This window comes from Natronoarchaeum philippinense, assembly GCF_900215575.1.
Classification (GTDB): domain Archaea; phylum Halobacteriota; class Halobacteria; order Halobacteriales; family Natronoarchaeaceae; genus Natronoarchaeum; species Natronoarchaeum philippinense.
Genome location: NZ_OBEJ01000001.1, coordinates 809641 through 830630, shown reverse-complemented (window position 1 = coordinate 830630; position 20990 = coordinate 809641). Strand labels below are relative to the sequence as shown.

The 20990-nt window shown below is 65.2% G+C and carries 27 protein-coding genes and 3 tRNA genes; 18 read left to right on the top strand and 12 right to left on the bottom strand.

Annotation, left to right across the window (positions count from 1 at the left end):
* Nucleotides 1–12 precede the first annotated feature (12 nt).
* Nucleotides 13–321: a hypothetical protein gene (locus tag CRO01_RS04235; protein ID WP_097007850.1), complete on the bottom strand. Its 309-nt coding sequence runs from the start codon at nt 319–321 to the stop codon at nt 13–15.
* Nucleotides 322–376: 55 nt separating this feature from the next.
* Nucleotides 377–652, bottom strand: coding sequence for an ArsR/SmtB family transcription factor (locus CRO01_RS04230; protein ID WP_097007849.1), 276 nt, complete (start codon nt 650–652; stop codon nt 377–379).
* A 146-nt stretch (nt 653–798) separates the two neighbouring features.
* On the opposite strand from CRO01_RS04230, the gene CRO01_RS04225 reads away from it, so the two are divergent.
* Entirely contained in the window at nt 799–1590 is a 792-nt protein-coding gene (locus CRO01_RS04225; RefSeq protein ID WP_097007848.1) for an inositol monophosphatase family protein, read from the top strand.
* Between the two features lie 72 nt (nt 1591–1662).
* Nucleotides 1663–2796: a DUF63 family protein gene (locus CRO01_RS04220; RefSeq protein ID WP_097007847.1), complete on the top strand. Its 1134-nt coding sequence runs from the start codon at nt 1663–1665 to the stop codon at nt 2794–2796.
* Between the two features lie 23 nt (nt 2797–2819).
* Here the strand turns inward: CRO01_RS04220 and CRO01_RS16495 are convergent, their stop codons facing one another.
* The 5 genes from CRO01_RS16495 to CRO01_RS04200 all read right to left on the bottom strand — a co-directional run bounded on the left by CRO01_RS16495 (nt 2820) and on the right by CRO01_RS04200 (nt 6600).
* On the bottom strand, nt 2820–2990 hold the full coding sequence (locus CRO01_RS16495) for a hypothetical protein (RefSeq protein ID WP_179747388.1): 171 nt from the start codon (nt 2988–2990) through the stop codon (nt 2820–2822).
* Between the two features lie 100 nt (nt 2991–3090).
* Nucleotides 3091–4806 carry a YcaO-like family protein gene (locus CRO01_RS04215; RefSeq protein WP_097007846.1) on the bottom strand — a complete coding sequence of 572 codons (1716 nt, stop codon included), beginning with the start codon at nt 4804–4806 and terminating at the stop codon, nt 3091–3093.
* Between the two features lie 81 nt (nt 4807–4887).
* The gene (tbsP, locus tag CRO01_RS04210) at nt 4888–5706 is read right to left on the bottom strand and encodes a transcriptional regulator TbsP (protein WP_097007845.1); all 819 of its coding nucleotides are present in this window, start codon (nt 5704–5706) and stop codon (nt 4888–4890) included.
* Between the two features lie 346 nt (nt 5707–6052).
* Nucleotides 6053–6349 (bottom strand): PRC-barrel domain-containing protein, encoded by a 297-nt coding sequence (locus CRO01_RS04205; protein ID WP_097007844.1) that lies wholly within the window; start codon nt 6347–6349, stop codon nt 6053–6055.
* Between the two features lie 32 nt (nt 6350–6381).
* A complete protein-coding gene (locus tag CRO01_RS04200; RefSeq protein WP_097007843.1) occupies nt 6382–6600 on the bottom strand; it encodes a hypothetical protein in 219 nt (72 codons plus the stop codon).
* An 86-nt stretch (nt 6601–6686) separates the two neighbouring features.
* Between CRO01_RS04200 and CRO01_RS04195 the strand changes: the two genes are divergently transcribed.
* Complete coding sequence (locus CRO01_RS04195) at nt 6687–7211, top strand: hypothetical protein (protein ID WP_097007842.1); 525 nt, start codon at nt 6687–6689, stop codon at nt 7209–7211.
* Between the two features lie 176 nt (nt 7212–7387).
* A complete protein-coding gene (locus CRO01_RS04190; protein WP_245838498.1) occupies nt 7388–9913 on the top strand; it encodes a glycoside hydrolase family 3 protein in 2526 nt (841 codons plus the stop codon).
* Between the two features lie 149 nt (nt 9914–10062).
* Here CRO01_RS04190 and CRO01_RS04185 read toward each other — a convergent pair.
* A tRNA-Thr gene (locus CRO01_RS04185) sits at nt 10063–10137 on the bottom strand.
* Nucleotides 10138–10227: 90 nt separating this feature from the next.
* Nucleotides 10228–11214: a class I SAM-dependent methyltransferase gene (locus CRO01_RS04180; protein ID WP_097007840.1), complete on the bottom strand. Its 987-nt coding sequence runs from the start codon at nt 11212–11214 to the stop codon at nt 10228–10230.
* 267 nt (nt 11215–11481) lie between these two features.
* Between CRO01_RS04180 and CRO01_RS04175 the strand changes: the two genes are divergently transcribed.
* From CRO01_RS04175 to CRO01_RS17140, 14 genes are all read left to right on the top strand, one after another.
* A tRNA-Ser gene (locus CRO01_RS04175) sits at nt 11482–11564 on the top strand.
* A gap of 100 nt (nt 11565–11664) precedes the next feature.
* On the top strand, nt 11665–12189 hold the full coding sequence (locus tag CRO01_RS04170; RefSeq protein WP_097007839.1) for a 30S ribosomal protein S13: 525 nt from the start codon (nt 11665–11667) through the stop codon (nt 12187–12189).
* Nucleotides 12189–12713, top strand: a complete 525-nt coding sequence (locus tag CRO01_RS04165; RefSeq protein WP_097007838.1) for a 30S ribosomal protein S4 — start codon at nt 12189–12191, stop codon at nt 12711–12713. The genes CRO01_RS04170 and CRO01_RS04165 overlap by 1 nt, the downstream gene beginning before the upstream one ends.
* Before the next feature lies 1 nt (nt 12714).
* Complete coding sequence (locus CRO01_RS04160) at nt 12715–13104, top strand: 30S ribosomal protein S11 (protein WP_097007837.1); 390 nt, start codon at nt 12715–12717, stop codon at nt 13102–13104.
* 2 nt (nt 13105–13106) lie between these two features.
* A complete protein-coding gene (locus CRO01_RS04155) occupies nt 13107–13853 on the top strand; it encodes a DNA-directed RNA polymerase subunit D (RefSeq protein WP_097007836.1) in 747 nt (248 codons plus the stop codon).
* Between the two features lie 185 nt (nt 13854–14038).
* Nucleotides 14039–14123 (top strand) — tRNA-Leu (locus CRO01_RS04150).
* Nucleotides 14124–14159: 36 nt separating this feature from the next.
* On the top strand, nt 14160–14510 hold the full coding sequence (locus CRO01_RS04145) for a 50S ribosomal protein L18e (RefSeq protein ID WP_097007835.1): 351 nt from the start codon (nt 14160–14162) through the stop codon (nt 14508–14510).
* The gene (locus CRO01_RS04140; RefSeq protein ID WP_097007834.1) at nt 14507–14944 is read left to right on the top strand and encodes a 50S ribosomal protein L13; all 438 of its coding nucleotides are present in this window, start codon (nt 14507–14509) and stop codon (nt 14942–14944) included. Before CRO01_RS04145 ends, CRO01_RS04140 begins: the two co-directional genes overlap by 4 nt.
* Nucleotides 14938–15333, top strand: coding sequence for a 30S ribosomal protein S9 (locus CRO01_RS04135; protein WP_097007833.1), 396 nt, complete (start codon nt 14938–14940; stop codon nt 15331–15333). Before CRO01_RS04140 ends, CRO01_RS04135 begins: the two co-directional genes overlap by 7 nt.
* 11 nt (nt 15334–15344) lie before the next feature.
* A complete protein-coding gene (locus CRO01_RS04130; protein WP_097007832.1) occupies nt 15345–15539 on the top strand; it encodes a DNA-directed RNA polymerase subunit N in 195 nt (64 codons plus the stop codon).
* 3 nt (nt 15540–15542) lie between these two features.
* Entirely contained in the window at nt 15543–15719 is a 177-nt protein-coding gene (locus tag CRO01_RS04125; RefSeq protein WP_097007831.1) for a DNA-directed RNA polymerase subunit K, read from the top strand.
* Nucleotides 15716–16921, top strand: coding sequence for a phosphopyruvate hydratase (eno, locus tag CRO01_RS04120; protein WP_097007830.1), 1206 nt, complete (start codon nt 15716–15718; stop codon nt 16919–16921). The genes CRO01_RS04125 and eno overlap by 4 nt, the downstream gene beginning before the upstream one ends.
* Nucleotides 16918–17694 carry a 30S ribosomal protein S2 gene (rpsB, locus tag CRO01_RS04115; protein ID WP_097007829.1) on the top strand — a complete coding sequence of 259 codons (777 nt, stop codon included), beginning with the start codon at nt 16918–16920 and terminating at the stop codon, nt 17692–17694. Before eno ends, rpsB begins: the two co-directional genes overlap by 4 nt.
* A 136-nt stretch (nt 17695–17830) precedes the next feature.
* Nucleotides 17831–18199, top strand: coding sequence for a DUF7344 domain-containing protein (locus CRO01_RS17140; RefSeq protein WP_449289584.1), 369 nt, complete (start codon nt 17831–17833; stop codon nt 18197–18199).
* Here the strand turns inward: CRO01_RS17140 and CRO01_RS04105 are convergent.
* The 3 genes from CRO01_RS04105 to CRO01_RS04095 all read right to left on the bottom strand — a co-directional run bounded on the left by CRO01_RS04105 (nt 18196) and on the right by CRO01_RS04095 (nt 20985).
* Complete coding sequence (locus CRO01_RS04105; RefSeq protein WP_097008333.1) at nt 18196–18939, bottom strand: beta-ketoacyl-ACP reductase; 744 nt, start codon at nt 18937–18939, stop codon at nt 18196–18198. The two genes, CRO01_RS17140 and CRO01_RS04105, sit on opposite strands and share 4 nt — an antisense overlap.
* A 112-nt stretch (nt 18940–19051) precedes the next feature.
* Entirely contained in the window at nt 19052–20431 is a 1380-nt protein-coding gene (gene phaC, locus CRO01_RS04100) for a class III poly(R)-hydroxyalkanoic acid synthase subunit PhaC (protein WP_097007827.1), read from the bottom strand.
* Between the two features lie 2 nt (nt 20432–20433).
* Complete coding sequence (locus CRO01_RS04095; RefSeq protein ID WP_097007826.1) at nt 20434–20985, bottom strand: poly(R)-hydroxyalkanoic acid synthase subunit PhaE; 552 nt, start codon at nt 20983–20985, stop codon at nt 20434–20436.
* Between the last annotated feature and the right edge of the window lie 5 nt (nt 20986–20990).

The following is a 20990-nucleotide window of genomic DNA, read 5'->3' as shown; positions in this document are numbered from 1 at the left end:
AAGAAGCCGAGATCAGTCCCACGTAACCCACATCAGGACTGCAAGTCCGATCGTCTGGGCGACGTGTAGCACCATCTGAGCCTCCCAGACCGGGGCCGACACCGCGCTGCTGTGCCACCACGTCGACAGCGTGGGATCGAGCAGGTAGTAGTAGAGATGCAGCAGGTTCTGGGCGAGCAAGAGCACGCCGAACAGCAACAGTCCAACGGTGTGTTTCGACCGGAACTGCAGGTAGTTTCGCCCCCAGACGTAGCATAGTCCTGTCAGTAGCAGGACGTTCGCCAGCACGGCGAGCCGCACTACGTCGATCAGGAGCGTCATCTGTTCACCTCTTTCCACCCAGTCCGGATATACTCTTTCCCAAATTCGTACATACTCAGTTCACCTGTTCGAGAATCTGTTCGACGGTACCCCAGTTGTGTCGAACGCGGTCGGTCGGCAGATAGATCGCACCGTAGTCGTCGCCGCTCTTCTCGACGATGTCGTTGTCGGCGAGCACGTCGAGGTGGTGTCGAACGGTCTTGTAATCCAGTTCGAGATCCTCGGCCAGTTGGTTCGCGTTGCGCGGGCGGTCGTCGAGCGCCCGGAGGATTCTGGCTCTGTTTTCTCCGCCCCGCGTGCCGGTGAACACGTACCACAGGACGGCCTCCATTAGGTACACCGTTAGGTGGTACCCTTGTAAGGGCATCGACAGGGGCGAACACAGACAGGTCATTGCATCTATATATCACGGCGTCCTAGGGCTGTCGCCACACCCTCACCGACGACCCTAACTGGGACCGACTCGGTCGTCTGCATATGGCATTCGACGATCCGGCCGGCACTGCTGAGCGCGCGGCTCGGTCTGGCGGTGAGACAGCAGCCGAAACCTTCCGCGGCCGACTCGACATCGAGACGAAAGACCACGCGGCAGACCTCGTCACACAGGCCGATCGGGCGGCCCAGCAGACGGTCGTCTCCACACTCCGAGACGCGACGCCGGACGTGCCGATCGTCGCCGAGGAGGACGACGCCAGAAAGACGGTACCGGAGGACGGTCCGGCGTGGATCGTCGATCCGATCGACGGCACCGCCAACTACGTCCGCGGCATCCAGTTTTGGGCGACCAGCGTGGCTGCCATCGAGGACGGCGAGCCGGTCGCCGCGGCGAACGCGTTGCCCGCGCTCGACGACGTGTACGTTGCGGACACGTCGACCGCCCGGATGAACGGCGAGGAAGTGGCGGTCAGCGAGCGCTCGAACCCGGCGGCGTTCGCGGTCGCGGCGACGATGTGGTGGGGCTTCATGGGCGAGGGGCGCTACGGCGACACGCTGGCCCGCCTCGGCGAGCGATTTGGCGACCTGCGGCGACTCGGCGCCGCCCAGCCGACGCTTTCGCTGGTCGCCTCGGGCGCGCTCGACGCCGCTGCGACACCGATCTCGCCGAACCCGTGGGACGCCGTCGCCGGGGTCCGACTGATCCGATCGGCCGGCGGCGTCGTCACCGACGTTCACGGAAACCGCTGGACGGTCGACAGCGAGGGCCTGATCGCCTCGAACGGCGCTGCTCATCAACAGCTTGTCGACGCCGTCGCACCGTCGGAGTCCTGAGCCGCGGCGGCGGATCCGGCAGCAGTACCCGGAGACCGGAACGCTGAAAGCCCGCGCATACGGGCACCCTGTATGGACGAGCTGTCTGATCGGATCGACCCAGCCCGGGCGTGGCTGGCGGTCGCCGGGGCTGTGGCTGCCCTCCTCGCGCTCGGCTCGGTGCTCTTTCCGCGACGCGTCTACGACGGCTTCCTCTGGCGGTACTACTGGGGACCGGTGGCAGCCGACGGAACCCGCGGCGCCAAGTGTGCCGTTCGACATAACGGCGAAACGACGTTCTACGAATCGGTAGCCCAGTGTCGACAGGCGGCCGGGTACGTCGCGGAGCCGGGATACACGACGGTCTCGACGGTTTCGTACGCGCTGGTACTCGTCTTTATGCTCGTCGGCGTCTACCTGCTGATCCAGCGACTGGACTTCGATTACTCTCCGGCGACGTTCTACGCGCTCGTCCCGTACGTCTTCTTCGGCGGGGCGCTCCGTGTCGTCGAGGACGTCAGCGTCGCCGTGGGCCCCGACTCGCCGGTGGCGATCCCGTTCCCCTTCAGCGCGCTGTTTATCAGCCCCTTCATCTACTTCACCGTCTTCGCCATCACGCTGAGCGGCGTTCTCCTCGGCATCGTTCTCCAGCGACGCGGTGATGTCGAACGGTTTCAGGTGCCCCTCGCGGCGCTCGGATCGGTCGTGCTCGCGGTCACGCTGGCGTGGCTGGCCTACGCCGTCACGGCGACCGAAGTCGTCGAGTTCAACCCGCTTGTCCCGGCGATCACGCTCGGCGGCGCGACGGTTTTGGCCGGGGTGACGTGGCTGGCGATCGAACAGTTCGCACCGGAGATCAATCGGGGCACCGGCTACATGGGGCTGGTCATCATCTGGGGCCACCTCGTCGATGGCATCGCCAACGTGCTCAGCCTTGACTGGGCCGCCCGGTTCGGACTACCAGCGTACGCGCCAAAGCACGTCGTCAACGGCTGGATTCACCGGAACACCGCCGACTTCCAGCCCGCGTGGATGACGGACCTGATCGGCGAGACGTGGCCCTTCATCTTCGTCAAGCTCGGGGCCGCCGTGTTCGTCGTCTGGGTGTTCGACGACAAGATCTTCGAGGACAGCCCCGCCTACGCGCTGCTGTTGCTTGTCACCGTGCTTGCAGTCGGACTGGGCCCCGGATCGCGCGACTTCCTGCGAGCGACGCTTGGCATCTGACCGACGCCGACGACCGGTTTCGATTACTGCACTCGATCGAGCGTCCGCTCGGGAACGTACCATCCCCCGCAATCGACACATTCGGCGACCGGTACGGTCTCGGCGATATCGACGCCGAGCACGTCGCCGGAGACCGTCCTGCGCGTCAGATCACCGCCACAGGTCGCACAGGACAGCTCGAACTCGGTTGTCACGATCCGGCCCCCCTCTCGCCGTTCGCTCTATTCATGCGTATAATTCACACACTATGTGAACTGACCGCCGCGCTCGTATTAAACCTAGCCGGCGACTCGCTCAGGGATAGGGGTGGAGCCGACGATCGAGTCGCGCCTCGAACCCGAGATCGTCCGGCACCGAACGCGCCCGGTCGCCGAAGAACGGCTCGCCGGTAAACAGCGGCTGGGCCGACGGCGCGAGCACGCGGACGGCCTCGAAGCCGACGGCGTCGAGATCCCGCGGCGTCAGGCGGACGCCGTAGGGCGTCAGGCCGGCATCGGTTGCACGCTCCACGACGGCGTCCAACTCGGCAGTGCCTGTCGGCGAGTCGGCCGGACCGACGGAGTCGGATGGGATCGGGCCGCCGGCATCGAGAAACGCTTGCGCCTCCTCGGGAAAGTCGGCGTACTCGCCGATAGCGCCGCTTTGCTCGGCGGCGTCGTCGGGCCCCATCGAGCGCAGTTCCATCCAGTTCTGGAGCGCTTCGGCGAGCGCGCCTCGCGCCGCCGCGACCGGGTCGAGATCGGCGTCGGAGCCGACGGCAAAGCGCGGCCACTCGCCCTCTCGGTGGACCGCGACGGCGACGACCGGAACGTCGACATCTTGCGTGACAAGCAACGGCGTCACGGCGAGGCCTTCCGCGCCGGCGCGTCGGGCGAGCGCCCCAAACTGCTCGTCGTCGACAGACAGTTCGAGGGGCTCGAACGTCGAGTACCACGAGAGCATCGCCGCGTCGCGCTCGATCACCTCGTAGAGCCCCGAGAGCAGCGCGTCGACGGTCGAGGCACCGAGCCCGAGCCCGGTCGTGATCGACGGGCCGAGCCGACGCTCCGGCGGCGGGAAGACGGCCTTTTCGGCGGGAAGATACGCAGGTTCGCCGCTTGCTATCTCCTCGCCCTCGATCCACGGGAGCGGGGCGTCCGGGTCGGTATCGACGCCGTCAGGCAGGACGAACGCCGCCGGCGGGACGGCGTCGTCGAGATCGGCCGGCCGGGCGCGCTCGAACTCGGTCTCGCGGTAGATCGCGGCGCCGTAGCGCTCTAAGGCCTCGCCCAGCGCCTTCATGAACGCCGGGTTCCAGTCGTCGTCGACGCCGGCAGCCTGTGGCGGCGCGTCGGCGTCGCTGAAGCCCTCCGTCGACGCGAGTTCGGCGAGGTAGTACGGCGCGGGGAACGACTCGATCTCCCCGATCGTGCTGACCAGCCCGACGCGCTCGTCGAGTCCCCGCTCGGCCCGGGCGAGCGCGTCTTCGAGCCCGACGGATTCGTGATCGCGCCCGAGTGTTCTGTCGGGACCATCGCCGCAGTCACAGTTCGGCACCGGCAGGAACTCGCGGCGCTGATGGGGCATTTCGACGACGCCGCCGAGGATGGTCGACTCCTCGCCGGCGAGCAACGCGACGAGCTCTCGGCCGGCGAGCGCGCCGGCCAGTCGCACAGCGCCGCGGTCGGCGCTGGGTGTTACTGGATCGTCCTCGGCGGTAGCGGCGACTCGTGCGCACAGGCACTCGTGACAGCCCGTCGACGGCGCGTATCCCGCGACTGCGGCGTCGAGATCCGCGACCCCGCGGCCGCCGACGCCGCCGATTTCGACCGAGAGCCACGGCGTTTGCCCTTCGATCGCGGCGGCGTTGGCGCGCTCGAACGTTTCGGCGCCGGCGAGATCAGAGACGACGGCGACATCAGCGCCGTCGATTGACTCGGCCGACGCCGTCCGCGGGCGCACGTCGACGTCGTCGAGTGCGGCTTCGACCGCCTCGACTGCCGGTCCGGATCCGACGATAGCAACGTCCATGTGCCAGTCTCCGGCGGTACGCCGTTAAAATGGTCGGAATCGATGCCGGCGGCTCGATACGCTGAGAGAAACCGAGACGCGTTAGTTGAGGATCGACTGCGCGGTCGTCGCGAGCTGGCCGTTGTCGGCGCCGGTCAGGCGGTCGTCGCCCAGTTTCAGACGGAGGCGCGGGCGCCCCACGTCGATCGGGACCTTCTCCGTGTCGATCAGGCCCATATCTTCGAGCTTGGTCTTGGTGCGCGAGAACGTCGCCTTGCTGGCGATGCCCACGTCCTCGCCCCACTTGCTGATGTCGTACAGAAGCGCCTCGTTCTTGGCGGCGACCAGCAGGCTGATCGTCACCTCGTCGAGGCCATCGCCGTCACCGCGGGCCGTCTCCAGCGAGTCGAGGATGTTCGTGAAGTCGTCTTCGGCCTCCGGACTGATCTCCTCGGAGAGCGTTTCGCGGACGCGCGTGATCGGCGGCGTGCGGAGGTTGTACTCGTCGGCACCGTCCCAGCGGTTCTGGTACGTCTCCCGCGCGCTGGCGACGAAGTCCTCGTCGTCGGCGACGAGTCCGCCGATCTGGCTGCCGGCGTCGACCAGCGCGACGACGGCGTCGTCGGTCAGCAGCAGGGAGTTGCCCGGCGGATCCTCCGTTGTCCGCAGTGCAAGCACGTCGGCGTCGACTAGATCGGCCGTGTTGCTGGCGATGATAAAGTCGTCCATCACGTCTTTGAGCGTTCGCTCGTCGGCCAGCAGGTGAACAAGCGGTCGGTCGCCGTCGAACGTCGATGCTACGTCGACGAACGACTTAATGGCTTCCGACGAGGGGTTCACGAGCAACAGCTCGTCGTCGGCTTCCGCAAGCATTTCCCGAAGAATATCATCGAGTTGTCTGTCGAGTAAATTTGAATTCATGTCTGTGTACACCTGAGGCGCGGTCATCACTTAATTTTATTGGCCGAGACCGAGGCTAATCTTTCATTCGTTTGTATTGCCTGATCAATGATCAACTACTGATCAGCACGAAGCCTGCAGGCAATCTACATCCGTGTGAACGATCTCGTCGAAAGAATGAAGTAATATTACAACGTCATCGGCTGATAATGGCTATCATGGAATCGACTTCCACCCACGGGTCGTCACGACGGGGCATGCGACGACGGTCCCCAGAGGCTGCCGGCGGCAGCGCTTACACCGGGCCGTGAGCTGCTGTGTCGGGGCGCCGATGGCCCCGCGGTGACGTGAAAAAACAGTCCAGCGGTTAGACGACGACTTCGCCGCTTTCCTCGTCGTCGCGCGGACGGAGGCGTTCGATGATGTCGTTGATCAGCACCACGTCACCGACCGACCGAACCCACCGGTAGGGGATCAACACGCCGTGAGAGTCGCCCACGTAGCCCGAAAACAGCTCGGAGTTCAGTTCGTGGAGCGCGAGCCCAGTAACCTGCTGATGGTCGAGATCGAGCCGTACGTCCTCGATCTCGCCGACGAACACCCCGTTGTTCGAGTACACTTCCCTACCCACGAGAGCAGTGATCTCCTCCGGTGTCGTTTCCATATACCGGCCAAGTAGAGGTGGAAACTTAACTCTTAGTCAGACGACCGATCGCTCTCGTCGGGCAGCAGGTGACTCACGTCGTGATCGCCGATGCGTAGCTGTTCGTCGTTATCGACGCCGTCCCGGAGGATGCCGCCCAGTTCGATCAACCGGTCGCGCAGTTCGTCAGGCTCGCCGAGCTCGTCGTCGTAGTCGTCGAGCAGCCGAATCGCGGCGACGACGGTGTCGTAGTGGTACCGGTGTTCGTCCATCGCCGATCACTTCGGAGACCGGGCTCTTGAGCGCGGCGATCACCCCGCCACCGACGACTAAGGTCGCAGCAGTCGGATATCCACCCATGGGCGACGCCGATACGGGCCCGTCGCGTGCCGGCGCGGGCAGCGACGGCAGCGGAACACCGGACGGCGGCGGGACGCCGATGGCCGGGTCGGACGGAGGCAGTGGCGAGGGGGGCCTGACGCCGCCGGACCCCGCCGACGCCAGCGGGTACGGTGTCGGCATCACTCTCGTCGGCGCGGTGCTGCTGGCGCTTGGGTACTACGGCGTCCTCGCGGTGGGCGAGACCGGCGAGATCGGGCAGGCACTCCCCGAGCCGTTTTACATACTCGCGGTCGCCGTACTGTTCGTCGTCGAACTGCTCAACAGCCGTCACCTCGGCGTCGTCGCGCTCGCTCGGGCGATCGCCTTCGCGGCGGTGTACGGTGGGCTCTTCGTGCTCGCAGCCGAGGGCGGCGCGTCGCTCTGGGAGAATCCGGACCTCGTGCTGGCGGACTACGTGGGTGTGACCGTCTTCGCGGTGGCGCTCGTGGTTTCGGCGCTCGCGTACGTCGCCTATCTGACCGTCGTCGAACGCGGCGGCTGATAGCCAGAACGAGACCAACGGACTACAGAACGACGCTTTGGCTGATTAGCACTGGTCTACCTCGCAAGTATACTCCACATAACAATGGGCATACTACAGCACTTCGATAGTGTATGGCAAACAATCCTGATGAATCCCCAAACGGATCGTCCGCGGGCGCGTCCAGACGAACCTTCATGAAAGCGACCGGTGCTGCTACCGCGACAGCAGCCATCGGCGCGGGTGAGGCGGCGGCTGGTGGCGACGATTCGTATGCCGGGATCGATTCACTTCTTCGGTCGCTCTCGCTCGAACAGAAGGTCGGCCAGATGACACAGGTCGCAATCGGAACATTCGATCCCGAGTCGGCCTCAATTCCCGACAGCTTCGGCGTCGACACGCTCGGCGAATATTTCTCGAAGCTCGGCGTCGGGTCGATCCTCTCGGGCGGGGCGGCGCCGCCGAGCTTCGACGCGCAGACGGTCGTAGAGGGGATCAACGATCTCCAGACGTACAACCTCGATCACGCGGACCACGGCATCCCGTTCCTCTATGGCGTCGACGCGACGCACGGCAACGTCCTGCTGGAGGGGGCGACATCGCTCCCCCAGCGGCTGAACATGGGGTCGACACGGGATCCGGAACTCGTCGAGCACGCCGAGCGCCACACCAGCGCGGCGACGGCGTCGATGGGCGCCCACTGGACGTTCGCGCCGACGACGGACCTCCAGCGTGACCCGCGCTGGGGCCGGTTCTTCGAGGGGATCAGCGAGGATCCGAAGCTCGAAGGCGACGTTTCTCGGGCCCGCGCTCGCGCTCTGGAAGCCGACGACCGGATGACCGCCTGCGTCAAGCACTTCGGGGCGTACTCGATCCCGAACAACGGCAACGACCGGGCACCGGCGTCGACGTCGATGCGCGACTTGCGGACGAACCTGTTCCCCCCGTATCAGGAAGCCCTGAAGGCCGAGCCCGGTACGGTGATGGTCAACAGCGGCGCGGTCAACGGCAAGCCCGCCCACGCCTCCCACTGGCTCCTGACCGAGATCCTGCGCGAGCGCTACGGCTTCGAAGGTATGATCGTCTCCGACTGGGACGATCTCAACCGGCTGCTCACCAACCACGACTACGCGCCCGACTTCCGGACCGCGACCAAGGAGTCGATCAACGCCGGCGTCGACATGTACATGATCGGCAACGGCGGGAGCGCACCGGGACCGGTCAAGTTCATCGACACCGTCGTGAGCCTGGTCGAAGACGGCGAGATTCCCGAAGAGCGCATCGACGAAGCGGTCCGACGGATCCTCGAACTGAAAGTCGATCTGGGCCTGTTCGAGGCGCCAACCGTCGACGAGTCGCGCATCGGTGGCGTCCTCGGCGGCGCCCAAGATGCCTCCGAGAAACTCGCCAAGGAGTCGATGGTCCTACTGGAGAACGACGACGGCACGCTGCCACTGTCGGGCGACGAGGACGTACTACTGACCGGGCCCGGCGTCGACGGGAACGGCAACAACACCCGCCCGCTGATGCAACACGGCGGCTGGTCGCTCGGCTGGCAGGGCCCGAGCGCCGGCGGCCCCTTCCCGCGACAGACCCTGCTGGTCGACGAACTCGCCAGTCGAGTCGGCGACCTCACTCACGTTCCCACCTACTACGATAACTCGACGTGGTGGGCAGGACAGGGCGACGGCCAGAACCAGCAAAGCGACGAGAACGGCGACTTCGACCTCACCGATCAGCAGGAAGCCGACGTTCGGTCGGCCGCCCCGGACGCCGACGCCGTCGTCGTCGTGCTCGGCGAGGGCTGTCACAACGAGGGCTTTGGCGACCGCGACGAACTCGTCCTCGACGAGTCCCAGCAGCGCCTCGTCGACATCATCGACGAGAAGACCGACGACGACACGCCCGTCGTCGGCGTCATGCTGGCCGGCAGCCCCCGCGGCTCGGCCGCGACCTTCGAGAAGCTCGACGCCCTGCTGTTCGCCGGCGAACCTGGCAGCGACGGCGGCGTCGCCATCGCCGAGACGCTCGTCGGCGAGTACAACCCCTCGGGCAAGCTCGCCTTCAGTTGGCCACGAAACCCCGGCACGCCGGTCGGAACGACGCCGGTCCAGTACAACCGCTATCCGCCGACTTCGACCGGCGCGACCGACAACTCCCCGCTGTACGAGTTTGGTCACGGGCTGAGCTACACCGACTTCGAGTACTCGAATCTCTCGGTGACGCCGAGTGCGGTCAAAGATCCCGGCAAGGCCGAGACGGTCACGGTCAGCGTCGATGTCACGAACACCGGCGACAGGCACGGCGAGCACATCGTCGAGGCGTTCAACACCCAGTCCTATGGGTCGGTGCTCCAGCCGCTCCGCCGGCTCGTCGGGTACGAGCGCGTCTCGCTCGACGCCGGCGAGTCGACGACAGTCGAGATCGAGGCCGACCTCGCCGCGCTGGAGGTCGTGCCGGGCGACATCCCGGCGCTCGACGCGAAGCTCGTCGAAGCCGGCGACTACGAGCTGTCGGTCGGCGGCCTCTCGACCACGCTGACGATCAAGGGCGCCGGGTCGGTCACCAGTGACGGGCCGCTGGTGAGCCTCTACGACAGGAACGACGACGGACGCATCACCGGCTCGGACTTCAAGGACCTGCTCGGGAAGCTCTGGACGGACGACGACCACGGGAAGGGTAAAAAGAAGGGCCACGGGAAGCGTCGCGGTCGCCGAGACTAATCGGCGTCCGCAGATGGATGCCGCTGACCGGTGTTGTTCGCGGTAAGAAGAGCCGGTGGAGGGATTTGAACCACGGTCGCAGCAAAGCTGCTCCCTGATTCAAATCCACGCCGTCTCACACACTGCTCACGTCAGTTCGCAGGTAGAAGAGCCGGTGGAGGGATTTGAACCCTCGGCCTATTCCTTACGAAGGAATCGCTCTAGCCAGTCTGAGCTACACCGGCGCGTGTCACGCCCCGTGTGCTGCGGCGCTGTCTGCACTCAAACATACGCCCGATGGATTGCTTAAGAGTTGCGAAGTCGGCCGCCTGCTGTCACTCGTTCGCAACCAGTCGGACATCGAGGCAGACGTTCAGTTCGTGGGGCGCGTACGACCGTACCGTGTGGGCGTTCTCGACCGTCACTTCGTACTCCGGTTCGGCGGCCTCCCGGATCGCCGCCTCGCCGGGGCCGTATGGGTCGTCTTCGTGCTGGATGTCGTAGAAGTGGAGCAGGCAGTCGTCGCTGGCGAGCGCGACTGCCGTGTCCAGAAACTCGTCGGCGCTGTGGGGCAGGTTCATCACGATGCGGTCGGCCCAGTTCTCGTACTCGGGCGCGGCTTCGCGCACGTCTCCCGCAATCGCGGTTACTCGGTCGGCGACGCCGTTGCGCTCGGCGTTCTTTCGGAAGTAGTCGATCGCGCGTTCGTTGACATCCGTGCCGACGACGGTCGCGCCGCGCTCGGCCGCCGGAACGGCGTAGGGGCCGACGCCGGCGAACATGTCGAACACGCGCTCGTCGGGGTCGATCTGCTCGGCGACGCGGTGGCGCTCGGTCGCAAGCCGCGGCGAGAAGTACATTTCTGCGAGGTCGACGGCGAACTCGCAGCCGTACTCGCGGTGGACGGTCTCGGCCGAGTCGCCGGCCAGCACGTCCCAGTCGCGCACGCGTGTCTCTCCTTTGATCTTCGAAGCACGATTCAGTACCGTCTCGACGGGCAGGGCCGACTCGACGACGGCGTCGGCGATTTCGCGGGCGCGCTCGGGGTCGTCCTCGTCGACGATGACGATGTCCCCCAAGCGTTCTAAGCTTGGATCGTACCCGAGAATGTCGGCGGGCATCTCCGGCGTCGAGCGCTCGGGAAGGTCGCGGTGAACGAGCTCGTACTCGTCGGGGACGGCGTCCGGATCGACGACGGGAATGTACAGGTCGCCGTCTGCGGCGTCGATCTCGACGTTCTCGGCCACCAAGTCGGCGTCGGCGAGTGCGCGGCGCGTCTCCTCGCCACGCTCGCGGGCGACTCGCACGCAGGGCGCATCCATGCCCGGGACTGAGCGTCGACCGACAGTAACGCTTACGTAATCTGCTTCGCCACGGCGTCGAGACGCCGCTGTGCGTTCGATGTCACACCCCGCTTCGGCCACCGACCGGGACAGTGACACGAATTCGCACGCTCGGCCGTCCAACATCCCCACTACGGCGGGCGGCTGGATTCGTTGCGTTTAAGTACGGCAACGGGAAAGGTACGCCTGCAATCCGATGTAGGGGCGCTCGGGTCCCGAGTCCGTCAGGGCGACTAGTACACGCGAGTCGTGGTAGCCAAGCGGCCCAAGGCGCATGGTTGCTAACCATGTGGCGTAAAGCCTCCGGGGTTCGAATCCCCGCCACGACGTGAGGACCGTCGACGTGGTACGTGTACGAGTACACGCTACCGTCGGCGGATTGCAGCACGCACGAGCCGAAAGGCGCCAGTGCAGATCTAACCCACACACATGAGTGCAGAACAACCAGACGAACCCGAAGACGACGAGGACCTTCGGTACTTCGTCCGCATCGGGCAAACCGACCTCGATGGGACGAAATCCGTCGAGCGGTCGCTCATCGAGATGAACGGCATCGGCCGTCGAACGGCCAGAATTATCGCAGAGAAGGCTGACATCGACCGAACGGCGACTTTCGGCCGACTCGAGGACGACGAGATCGATCGAATCGTCACCAAGGTCGAGGAGTACGCCGACGAGGTCCCCGAGTGGCTCACCAACCGCCAGAACGACTTCTTCTCCGGCGAGACGACGCACAAGGTCGGCAACGACTTGCAGATGAAGCGTCGTCACGACATCAACCGGATGAAGATGATCGACTCCTACAAGGGCGTGCGCCACAAGCGCGGCCAGAAGGTGCGCGGTCAGCGGACCAAGTCCACCGGTCGTACGGAGGGCACCATCGGCGTCAACGTCGAGGAGATCCGCGAAGAGCAGGCTGAGGAAGCCGCCGGCGACGAGGGAGGTGAAGAATAATGCCGCTGGGATCCAAGACGAAGGCCTACGAGACGCCGAACCACCCATTCCAGGGCGAGCGAATCTCCTCCGAGCACGACCTGCTCGGTCGCTACGGCCTCAAGAACAAAGAAGAGCTCTGGCGTGCCCAGTCCGAGCTTCGTAGCTTCCGCCGCGAGGCCCGTGAACTGCTCGGTCGCACGCAGGGTGACGCCGAAGCCGCCGGTCGCGAGGGCGAGGAGTTCCTCGAACGGCTCAAGCGCTACGGCATCCTCGACGACACCGACGGACTCGACGACATTCTGTCGCTGGAGATCAACGACGTGCTCGAGCGTCGCCTCCAGACGATCGCCTACCGTCGCGGTCTGGCGAACACGCCCCAGCAGGCGCGACAGTTCATCGTCCACGGACACGTCGTGGTCGGCGACCGACGCGTGTCGGTGCCGTCCTACAAGGTCGAAGTCGACGAGGAGGAATCCGTCGAGTTCGACGAGACCAGCCCGCTCGCTGACGAACTCCACCCCGAACGCGCGGAGGAGCAATAACATGGCAGACAACGACGAAAAGTGGGGCGTAGCCCACGTGCACGCATCGTTCAACAACACGCTCATCACGGTCACCGACCAGACCGGCGCCGAGACGATCGCCAAGTCGTCCGGTGGCGCTGTGGTCAAGCAGAACCGTGACGAGGCGTCGCCGTACGCGGCGATGCAGATGGCCGAGACCGTCGCCGAGGAAGTGCTGGCGGCCGGCATCGAGGGCGTCCACGTCCGCGTTCGCGGACCGGGCGGCAACCTCCAGAAGAGTCCCGGCCCCGGCGCGCAGGCGACGATCCGCGCGCTGGCCCGCGCCGGTCTGGAGATCGGCCGCATCGAGGACGTCACGCCGATCCCGCACGACGGCTCTCGCGCGCCCAAAGGCAAGAGCGGATACTAACGATGGCAGTGGACTACGACGTCGAGTTCATCGAACGCGACGACCGGTCTGCCCGGTTCCTCGTTCGCGGGGTCGCCCCCGCGTTCGCCAACGGCATCCGCCGGGCGATGATCGCCGACGTTCCGACGATGGCGATCGACACGGTCCGCGTCGTCGAGAACTCGTCGGTGATGTTCGACGAGCAACTCGGCCTTCGCATGGGGCTGGTCCCGCTGACCACCCCGCCGGGCGAGTTCGAGGTCGGTGACTCGGTCACGCTCTCGATCGACGTTCAGGGGCCCGCAACGGCCTACTCCGGCGATCTGATCAGCTCCGACGATCTGGTCCAGCCCGCCGACGAGAACGTCCCGATCATCGATCTAAAAGACGACCAGCGCCTGGAGGCCGAAGTCGAAGCGGTCGCCAAGTCCGGCAAGGACCACGCCAAACATCAGGGCGGGGTCGCGGTCGGCTACCGCAACCTCCAGCGCGTCGAGGTCGTCGGTGATCGCGGCGAGTTCGAGGACGACGAGCCCCACATCGTCCGGGGCGTCGTCGAGGACGACGGCGAACTGGTCCCCGCAGAGGACTTTGGCAACGACCTCTCCCAGCTGTATCCTGGCAAAGAGGTCGAGATCCACGACGTCGAGAACGCCTTCGTGTTCCACGTCGAGACCGACGGCTCGTTCACGGTCGACGAACTCGTCACGCAGGCTGTCGACACGATCGAAGATCGAGCGAGCGAACTCGAAACCGCAGTACAGCTTTAAAATGACTGCCTCTAACGACCACACCCTGACGTTCGCCCGGCCCGGCAGCGAGAGCTCCGGCTCGGCGGCGACGCCCGTGTCGGATGACCCCGGCGCAGGCACCCGATTCGACGCCGTGCGATGCGAGGTCGAATCGGTTGAGATCGAAAGTGGTTTGAAGGGGCACCCAGTATCAGAGAGTGCGAGCAGGGATAGCCAAGTTAGGCCAACGGCGCAGCGTTCAGGGCGCTGTCTCGTAGGAGTTCGCAGGTTCAAATCCTGCTCCCTGCATCACACTTCTCAAGCGGTCCTATCAGGAGGAAAGTTATGAGCAAGACGAATCCGAGACTGAACAGTCTCATCGCCGAGCTGAAGTCGGTATCCCGCGACCGGGAGGCCGACGTCTGGAGCGACGTCGCAAACCGGCTCGAAAAGCCCCGCCGCACGCACGCGGAGGTCAACTTGGGGCGCATCGAGCGGTATGCGCAGGAAGACGAGATGGTCGTCGTCCCGGGCAAGGTGCTCGGGAGTGGCGCCCTGCAGAAGTCGGTCACCGTCGCGGCGGTCGACTTCTCGGGTACCGCCGAGACCAAGATCGAACAGGTCGGCGAGACCACAGACCTAGAACAGGCGATCGAACAGAACCCCGACGGCTCCGACGTACGGGTGATCCGATGAGTTTCGCAGAGTACGACGCCGATGTCATCGTCGACGCCCGAGACTGCATCCTCGGCCGCGTCGCGAGCGAGGTGTCCCAGCGCGCCCTCGACGGCGAACGAGTCGCCGTCGTCAACGCCGAAGACGCCGTCATCACGGGCAGCGAGGACGACGTGCTCGGCACCTTCGAGAAGCGAGCCGAGATCGGCTCCGACCGAGGGCCGTACTACCCCAAGCGACCCGACCGGATCTTCAAGCGCTCGATCCGCGGCATGGTCCCCTACAAGACCACCAGCGGGCGCGAGGCGTTCGAGAACATCCGCGTCTACGTGGGCAACCCCTACGACGAGGACGGCGACGTTCTCGAGGGCACGTCGCTGGACCGACTGTCGAACATCAAGTTCCTCCGCCTCGGGGAGGTCAGCGAGAACCTAGGTGCTAACGTCACATGGTAACTAACACGAGCGGCAAGAAGAAGACCGCCATCGCGCGCGCCACCGTGCGCGACGGTGACGGTCGCGTGCGAATCGACTCCCGACCGGTCGAGCTGGTCGAACCCGAGCTCGCCCGACTGAAGATGCTCGAACCGTTCCGCATCGCCGACGACGTGCGCGACGGCGTCGACATCGAGGTCAGCGTGCAGGGCGGCGGCATCTCCGGGCAGGCCGACGCAGTCCGAACCGCGATCGCTCGCGGTCTGGTCCAGCACACCGGCGACGCCGAACTCCGTGATGCGTACATGGAGTTCGACCGGTCGCTGCTGGTCAACGACGTTCGCCAGTCCGAGCCCAAGAAGTGGGGCGGACCCGGCGCACGAGCGCGCTACCAGAAGTCCTACCGCTAAGGTGATCTAACATGATGGTACCAGTCCGGTGTTTCACCTGTGGCAACGTAGTCGGTGAACACTGGGAAGAGTTCAAGGCGAGAGCCCGCGAGGGAGACGAGGACCCCGAGGAGGTGTTAGACGAGCTCGGCGTCGACCGACACTGCTGTCGCCGCATGCTCGTCTCGCACAAGGACCTCGTCGACATCGTGTCCCCCTACCAGTAACCTATGTCCCAGTCACAGCGATTCACGCGATACGAGAAAGCACGGATCCTCGGCGCGCGAGCGCTGCAGGTGTCCTACGGGGCGCCGGTGCTGGTCGATACCGACCAGACCGAACCGATTCTGGTCGCCGCCGAGGAGTACGACGCGGGGGCGCTTCCGTTCACAGTCAACAGAAAATGACGCTCATCACCGACATCCGACTCCGGCGCGTCCTCGACTCGCGGGGCAACCCCACGGTCGAGGCGGACGTACTGACAGAGAGCGGTGGCTTCGGCCGCGCGGCCGCACCGAGCGGCGCCAGCACCGGCGAGTTCGAGGCGATCGAACTGCCGGCTAACGAAGCGATCGCGGCGGCTCGGGAACACGCCGTTCCCCGCCTCGTCGGCGAGGTGTACGCCGGCGACCAGCGCTCGGTCGACGCCGCGCTGCGGGCTGCCGACGGCACCGAGGACTTCTCGGAGATCGGCGCCAACAGCGCCGTCGCCATCAGCATGGCCGCCGCAAAGGCCGGCGCCGACGTGCTGGGCGCGCCGCTGTTCCAGCATCTCGGCGGCGCGTTCCGCGGCGAGAACTTCCCGATCCCGCTCGGTAACGTGATCGGCGGCGGCGAACACGCCGCCGACGCGACCGACATCCAAGAGTTCCTCTCGGCACCAGTCGGCGCACCGAGCGTCGCCGACGCCGTGTTCGCCAACGCGGCGGTCCACCAAGAGATCCACGACATCCTGCTCGAACGGGACCTCCCCTCGGGCAAGGGTGACGAGGGCGCTTGGGCGCCGTCGGTCGACGACACCGAAGCCTTCGAGATCGTCGACGAGGCTGTCTCGACCGTCTCCGAGGAGCTCGGCTTCGAGATCAAGTTCGGTCTCGACGTCGCCGCCGCGGAGATGTACGACGAAGACGAGGGCGGCTACGTCTACGACGATCAGGTTCGAGACACCGACGAGCAGATCGAGTACATCGCAGAGCTCGTCGAGGAGTACGATCTGGTCTACGTCGAGGACCCCCTCGACGAGAACGACTTCGACGCCTTCACCGAGCTGACCGAGCAGGTCGGCGATCAGACGCTGATCTGCGGTGACGACCTGTTCGTCACCAACGTCGAACGTTTGGAGGACGGCATCGAGCAGGACGCTGCCAACAGCATCCTGATCAAGCCCAACCAGATCGGTACGCTGACCGACGCGTTCGACGCCATCGAGCTGGCCACCCGGAACGAGTACGGAACGATCGTCTCCCATCGGAGCGGCGAGACCGAAGACGCTACCATCGCACACCTTGCCGTCGCGACCGACGCCGAGTTCATCAAGACCGGCGCCGTCGGCGGCGAGCGCACCGCCAAACTCAACGAACTAATCCGCATCGCGGACGACGCAGCATGACAGACAACGACGCAGAACAGGAGGGCCTCGACGCGGCTCAAGAGGAGGTCGACCAGGAGCCGGAGCCCGGCGCCGGTCCGGCCGCCGAGCCCGACGAGGCCGAGCCCGTAGAGGGCGACGAGGAACCGACCGCCGACGCCGAGGAGGCCGAGGCCGAACCGCAACTCGACGAGGACGTTATGTCCGACGAGGAGGCAGACCTCCTCATCCCTGTCGAGGACTATCTGGGCGCCGGTGTCCACATCGGTACCCAGCAGAAGACCGACGACATGGAGCGGTTCATCCACCGCGTCCGAACCGACGGTCTGTACGTGCTCGACGTCGCCACGACCGACCAGCGCATCCGCACGGCTGCGGACTTCTTGGCCAACTACGAGCCCGAGCAGATTCTGGTCACGTCCTCGCGCCAGTACGGTCGCTTCCCCGCCGAGAAGTTCGCGGAAGCGGTCGGCGCGCGCGCCCGCACCGGTCGGTTCATCCCGGGCACGCTGACCAACCCCAAGTACGACGGCTACATCGAGCCCGACGTGCTCGTCGTCACCGACCCGATCGGTGACTCTCAGGCTGTCAAGGAGGCGATCACGGTCGGCATCCCCGTGATTGCGATGTGTGACTCGAACAACTCGACCAGCAACGTCGACCTCGTTGTTCCCACGAACAACAAGGGACGCAAGGCGCTGTCGGTCGTCTACTGGCTGCTGGCCAACGAGACGCTCGACCGCCGCGGCGCCGAACCCGCCTACGCTCTCGACGACTTCGAGAGCGGCATCTAAGCGGTCGGCATCATTTTCGCTCGGTGTAGCTATCCCGCGAGTACACCGTAAATATCGCTTTATAGCTCGCCCGCATCGGTTTCAGCATGTTCTCAAGAATGCACGGAACGGGCGTCGAGCGCCGCAGAGGGAAGCCATGACGCAGCTCTCGACAGACGGTCTGGATCTCTCTCCGGACCAAGTGTATGACGTTCTTGGGCACCCCTACCGGCGACACACGTTGTGCGTCCTCCACTCCCGGCCCGGTAGCGTCGACCTCACGGAGTTAGCGACTGCCGTTTCGGCGCGGTGTGACGAGCAAACTCCCGTGGAGGTCGACGACACGGAGAGACACACTGTACTGGTCGAACTCCACCACAACCACGTTCCGCGGCTTCGCAGCGTCGGTCTCGTGGCGTACAACCCGGCCGAGAGCGGCGCCGTCGAACTCGTCGGCGACATCGAGCCGCTGTTACCGACACTGCGATCCGAGGATGACGACCTGCAACAGTACCGACTGGACTAGAGGTCCATCCCACCGTTTACGTCGATCACCTCGCCGGTGATGTACGACGAGTCTTCGCTGGCGAGAAAGCGGACCGCCGCGGCGATGTCGTCGATCTGTGCGAACCGATCGAGCGGGATGTCCTCGCGGATCTTCTCTTGAATCTGCTCGTCGATAGCGTCGAGCATGTCGGTCTGTGTGAACCCCGGCGCCAGACAGTTTGCCGTCGACCCCGAACGCGCGAGTTCGAGCGCGATGGTCCGGGTGAATCCAAAGAGGCCGCTCTTGGCGGTCGCGTAGTTGGCCTGCCCGAAGTTACCCTGCTTACCGACGATGCTCGAGATGTTGATCAGGCGCCCCTCGTCGGCGGCTTTGATATCCTCGAAAAACGTCTGGGTGACGTTGAACGTCCCGCCGAGGTTGACATCCATCACCTGATCCCACTCCTCGCGAGTCATCTCCTCGAACCGGGTGTCCTGCGTGATGCCGGCGTTGTTGACCAGTACGTCGATCGGGCCGAACTCGTCGTGGATCTGCTCGCGCATCGCTTCGACCTCTCTGCGGCCGGTCACGTCGGCCTGCGCGGCGATCGCAGCGCCGCCGTTGGATCGTATCTCATCGACGGCATTGGCTGCTTCCGTTTCGGAACTTCGGAAGTTCACGACGACGTTGGCACCTTCGGCGGCGAGGTGCTCTGCGATGCCGCGTCCGATCCCGCGCGATGCGCCCGTTACGAGGCAGGTACGCTGGTCCATTGAGATCACCGGGGCGACGCCGCCCCATTATCTAGCGATTCGCTAGTCGTTGTGATAAAGGTGGGCGCCGCCCCGGACGGGACGGCGAGAAATATGACAGACCAGTTCGCGGTACGGGTCAGGCTTCGTCGCGGTGGTCGGTAGCCTGTTCGATCCAGTCTTCGAGGCGGCCGACCGGCAGGTCGGTCGCCTCCGCGACGGCGACGACATCGGCGTCAGCCAGTTCTTCGACAGTGTCGTAGCCCGCGTCCGAGAGGTCCTCGGCGTAGGCCGGCCCGACGCCGTCGAGTTCCTGCAGATCGGTTCCGTTCTCTCCCGTCGACGCGGCGTCTTCGGCGTCGCCCGACTGCTCGCTGGACTCGGCGTCGTTTCCATCAGCGGCGTCGGCGGCCGCATCGGTGGCATCGGCGTCGACCCGCGAGCGCTCCTCGAACCATTCACACACGTCGGGCCACAGCTCGGCGTGCGAGCGCGAGGAGACGCTCATGCCGATATGGCCAGTCCGGAACTCCATGATCTCGGTGTCGTCGCTCGGGACGACTTCGTTGAACGGCTTGGAGGCCTCCGGCGGGATCAGGTGGTCGTACTCCGCGACGATGTTGAGTACCGGCATGTCGATCTCCTCGAGGTCGACGTGTTTCCCGTCGAGGTGGAGTTCGTTGTTGTACAGCTTGTTTTCTTGATAGATATCCTCGATGAACTCCTCGAACGTCTCGCCGGCGACGTCGATGCCGTCGCCGAGCCACTCTTCCATCCGAGCGAAGTTCTCGACGAAGTCCTCGTCCTCGACGTTGTCGTAGAACCGGACGTACTTGGTGAGGTAGTTCTCGACGGGGTCCATCAGCGCGAAGCCGACATCGAGGAAGTCGGCGGGGACGTTACCGAACGTGTCGGTGACCGCGTCGGGATCGAAGAACTCCTCGTCGCCCCACAGCTCCAGCAGGCCGCCGTCGCCAGCGAAGCACAGTCCGGCGGCCATCAGCCCGAGGTTGCGGACCTTCTCGGGGTGGAGTGTGGAGTACATCACGCTCATCGTCCCGCCCATGCAGTAGCCGAGCAGGTTGATGCTGTCCTGCCCGGAGCGCTCGCGGACGACATCCACGCAGTTGTCGACGTACCGGTCGACGTAGTCGTGGAGTTGGAGCGAGCGATCCAACTGAGAGGGCTCGTCCCAGTCGATCAGGTACACATCGAAGCCGTTCTCCAAGAGCGTGCGCACGACCGAGCGGTCGGGCTGGAGATCGAGGATGTACGGCCGATTGATCAGCGCGTAGACGATCAGAATCGGCACGTCGTGTTGCTCTTCGGTCTGGGCCTCGTAGTGATAGAGCTGGAGCTTGTTCTCCTCGTAGACGACTTCGTGGGGGGTCTGCCCGACTTCGACCTCGGAAATCGTCTCGTTGGCATCGGGTGCGGCTCCGGCTTTCGTGACGGCCTCAGCGGTGTTTTCCCACGCCTCACGCTGGAGGTCAAGCGTCGTCGCAAACGGGTTCATCATGGTTACTCCTCGAGATGTTCGAGCACGCGGTCGAGCTTTCGTTCGACCTCGTGCTGGCGCCGTTCGAGTTCGACCAAGCGGTCGCCGATCTCCTCGACATCGCTCTGGGTCGGGATGCGGAGCTGGCGGAGCGTCGCCTCGGCGCTGTCGTCGGCCATCTGGCGGACTTCCATGGCGTCTTGGACGCTCTCGCCGGTCGCGGCTGCGAACGCGCTCGTGGACATGACCTCCTTGAACGCTTGGTTCGCGCTGTTGAGCCACACGTCGCGGAACTCCTCGACGTCGATCTGCTCGCCGTCGGCCACGTCTGCGGTGCGCTCGACCATCTCTTGGGCTGCGTCCATCCAGACCTGATAGGCCTTGGCGTAGCCGTCGACGCCCTCGCTCAGGCGCTCGTCGCCGGTCGTCGCTTCGAGCGTTTCTGTCCACGACTCGACGAACTCGGCTTGGGCTTCGACGTTCTGTTCGAGGGCCTCGACGAACTGCTCGTTCATCTCCTCCATGAAGGAGCCCCAGTTTTGCTGTACGGAATCAGTCGGTGTCGAATCGGTCATTGTAC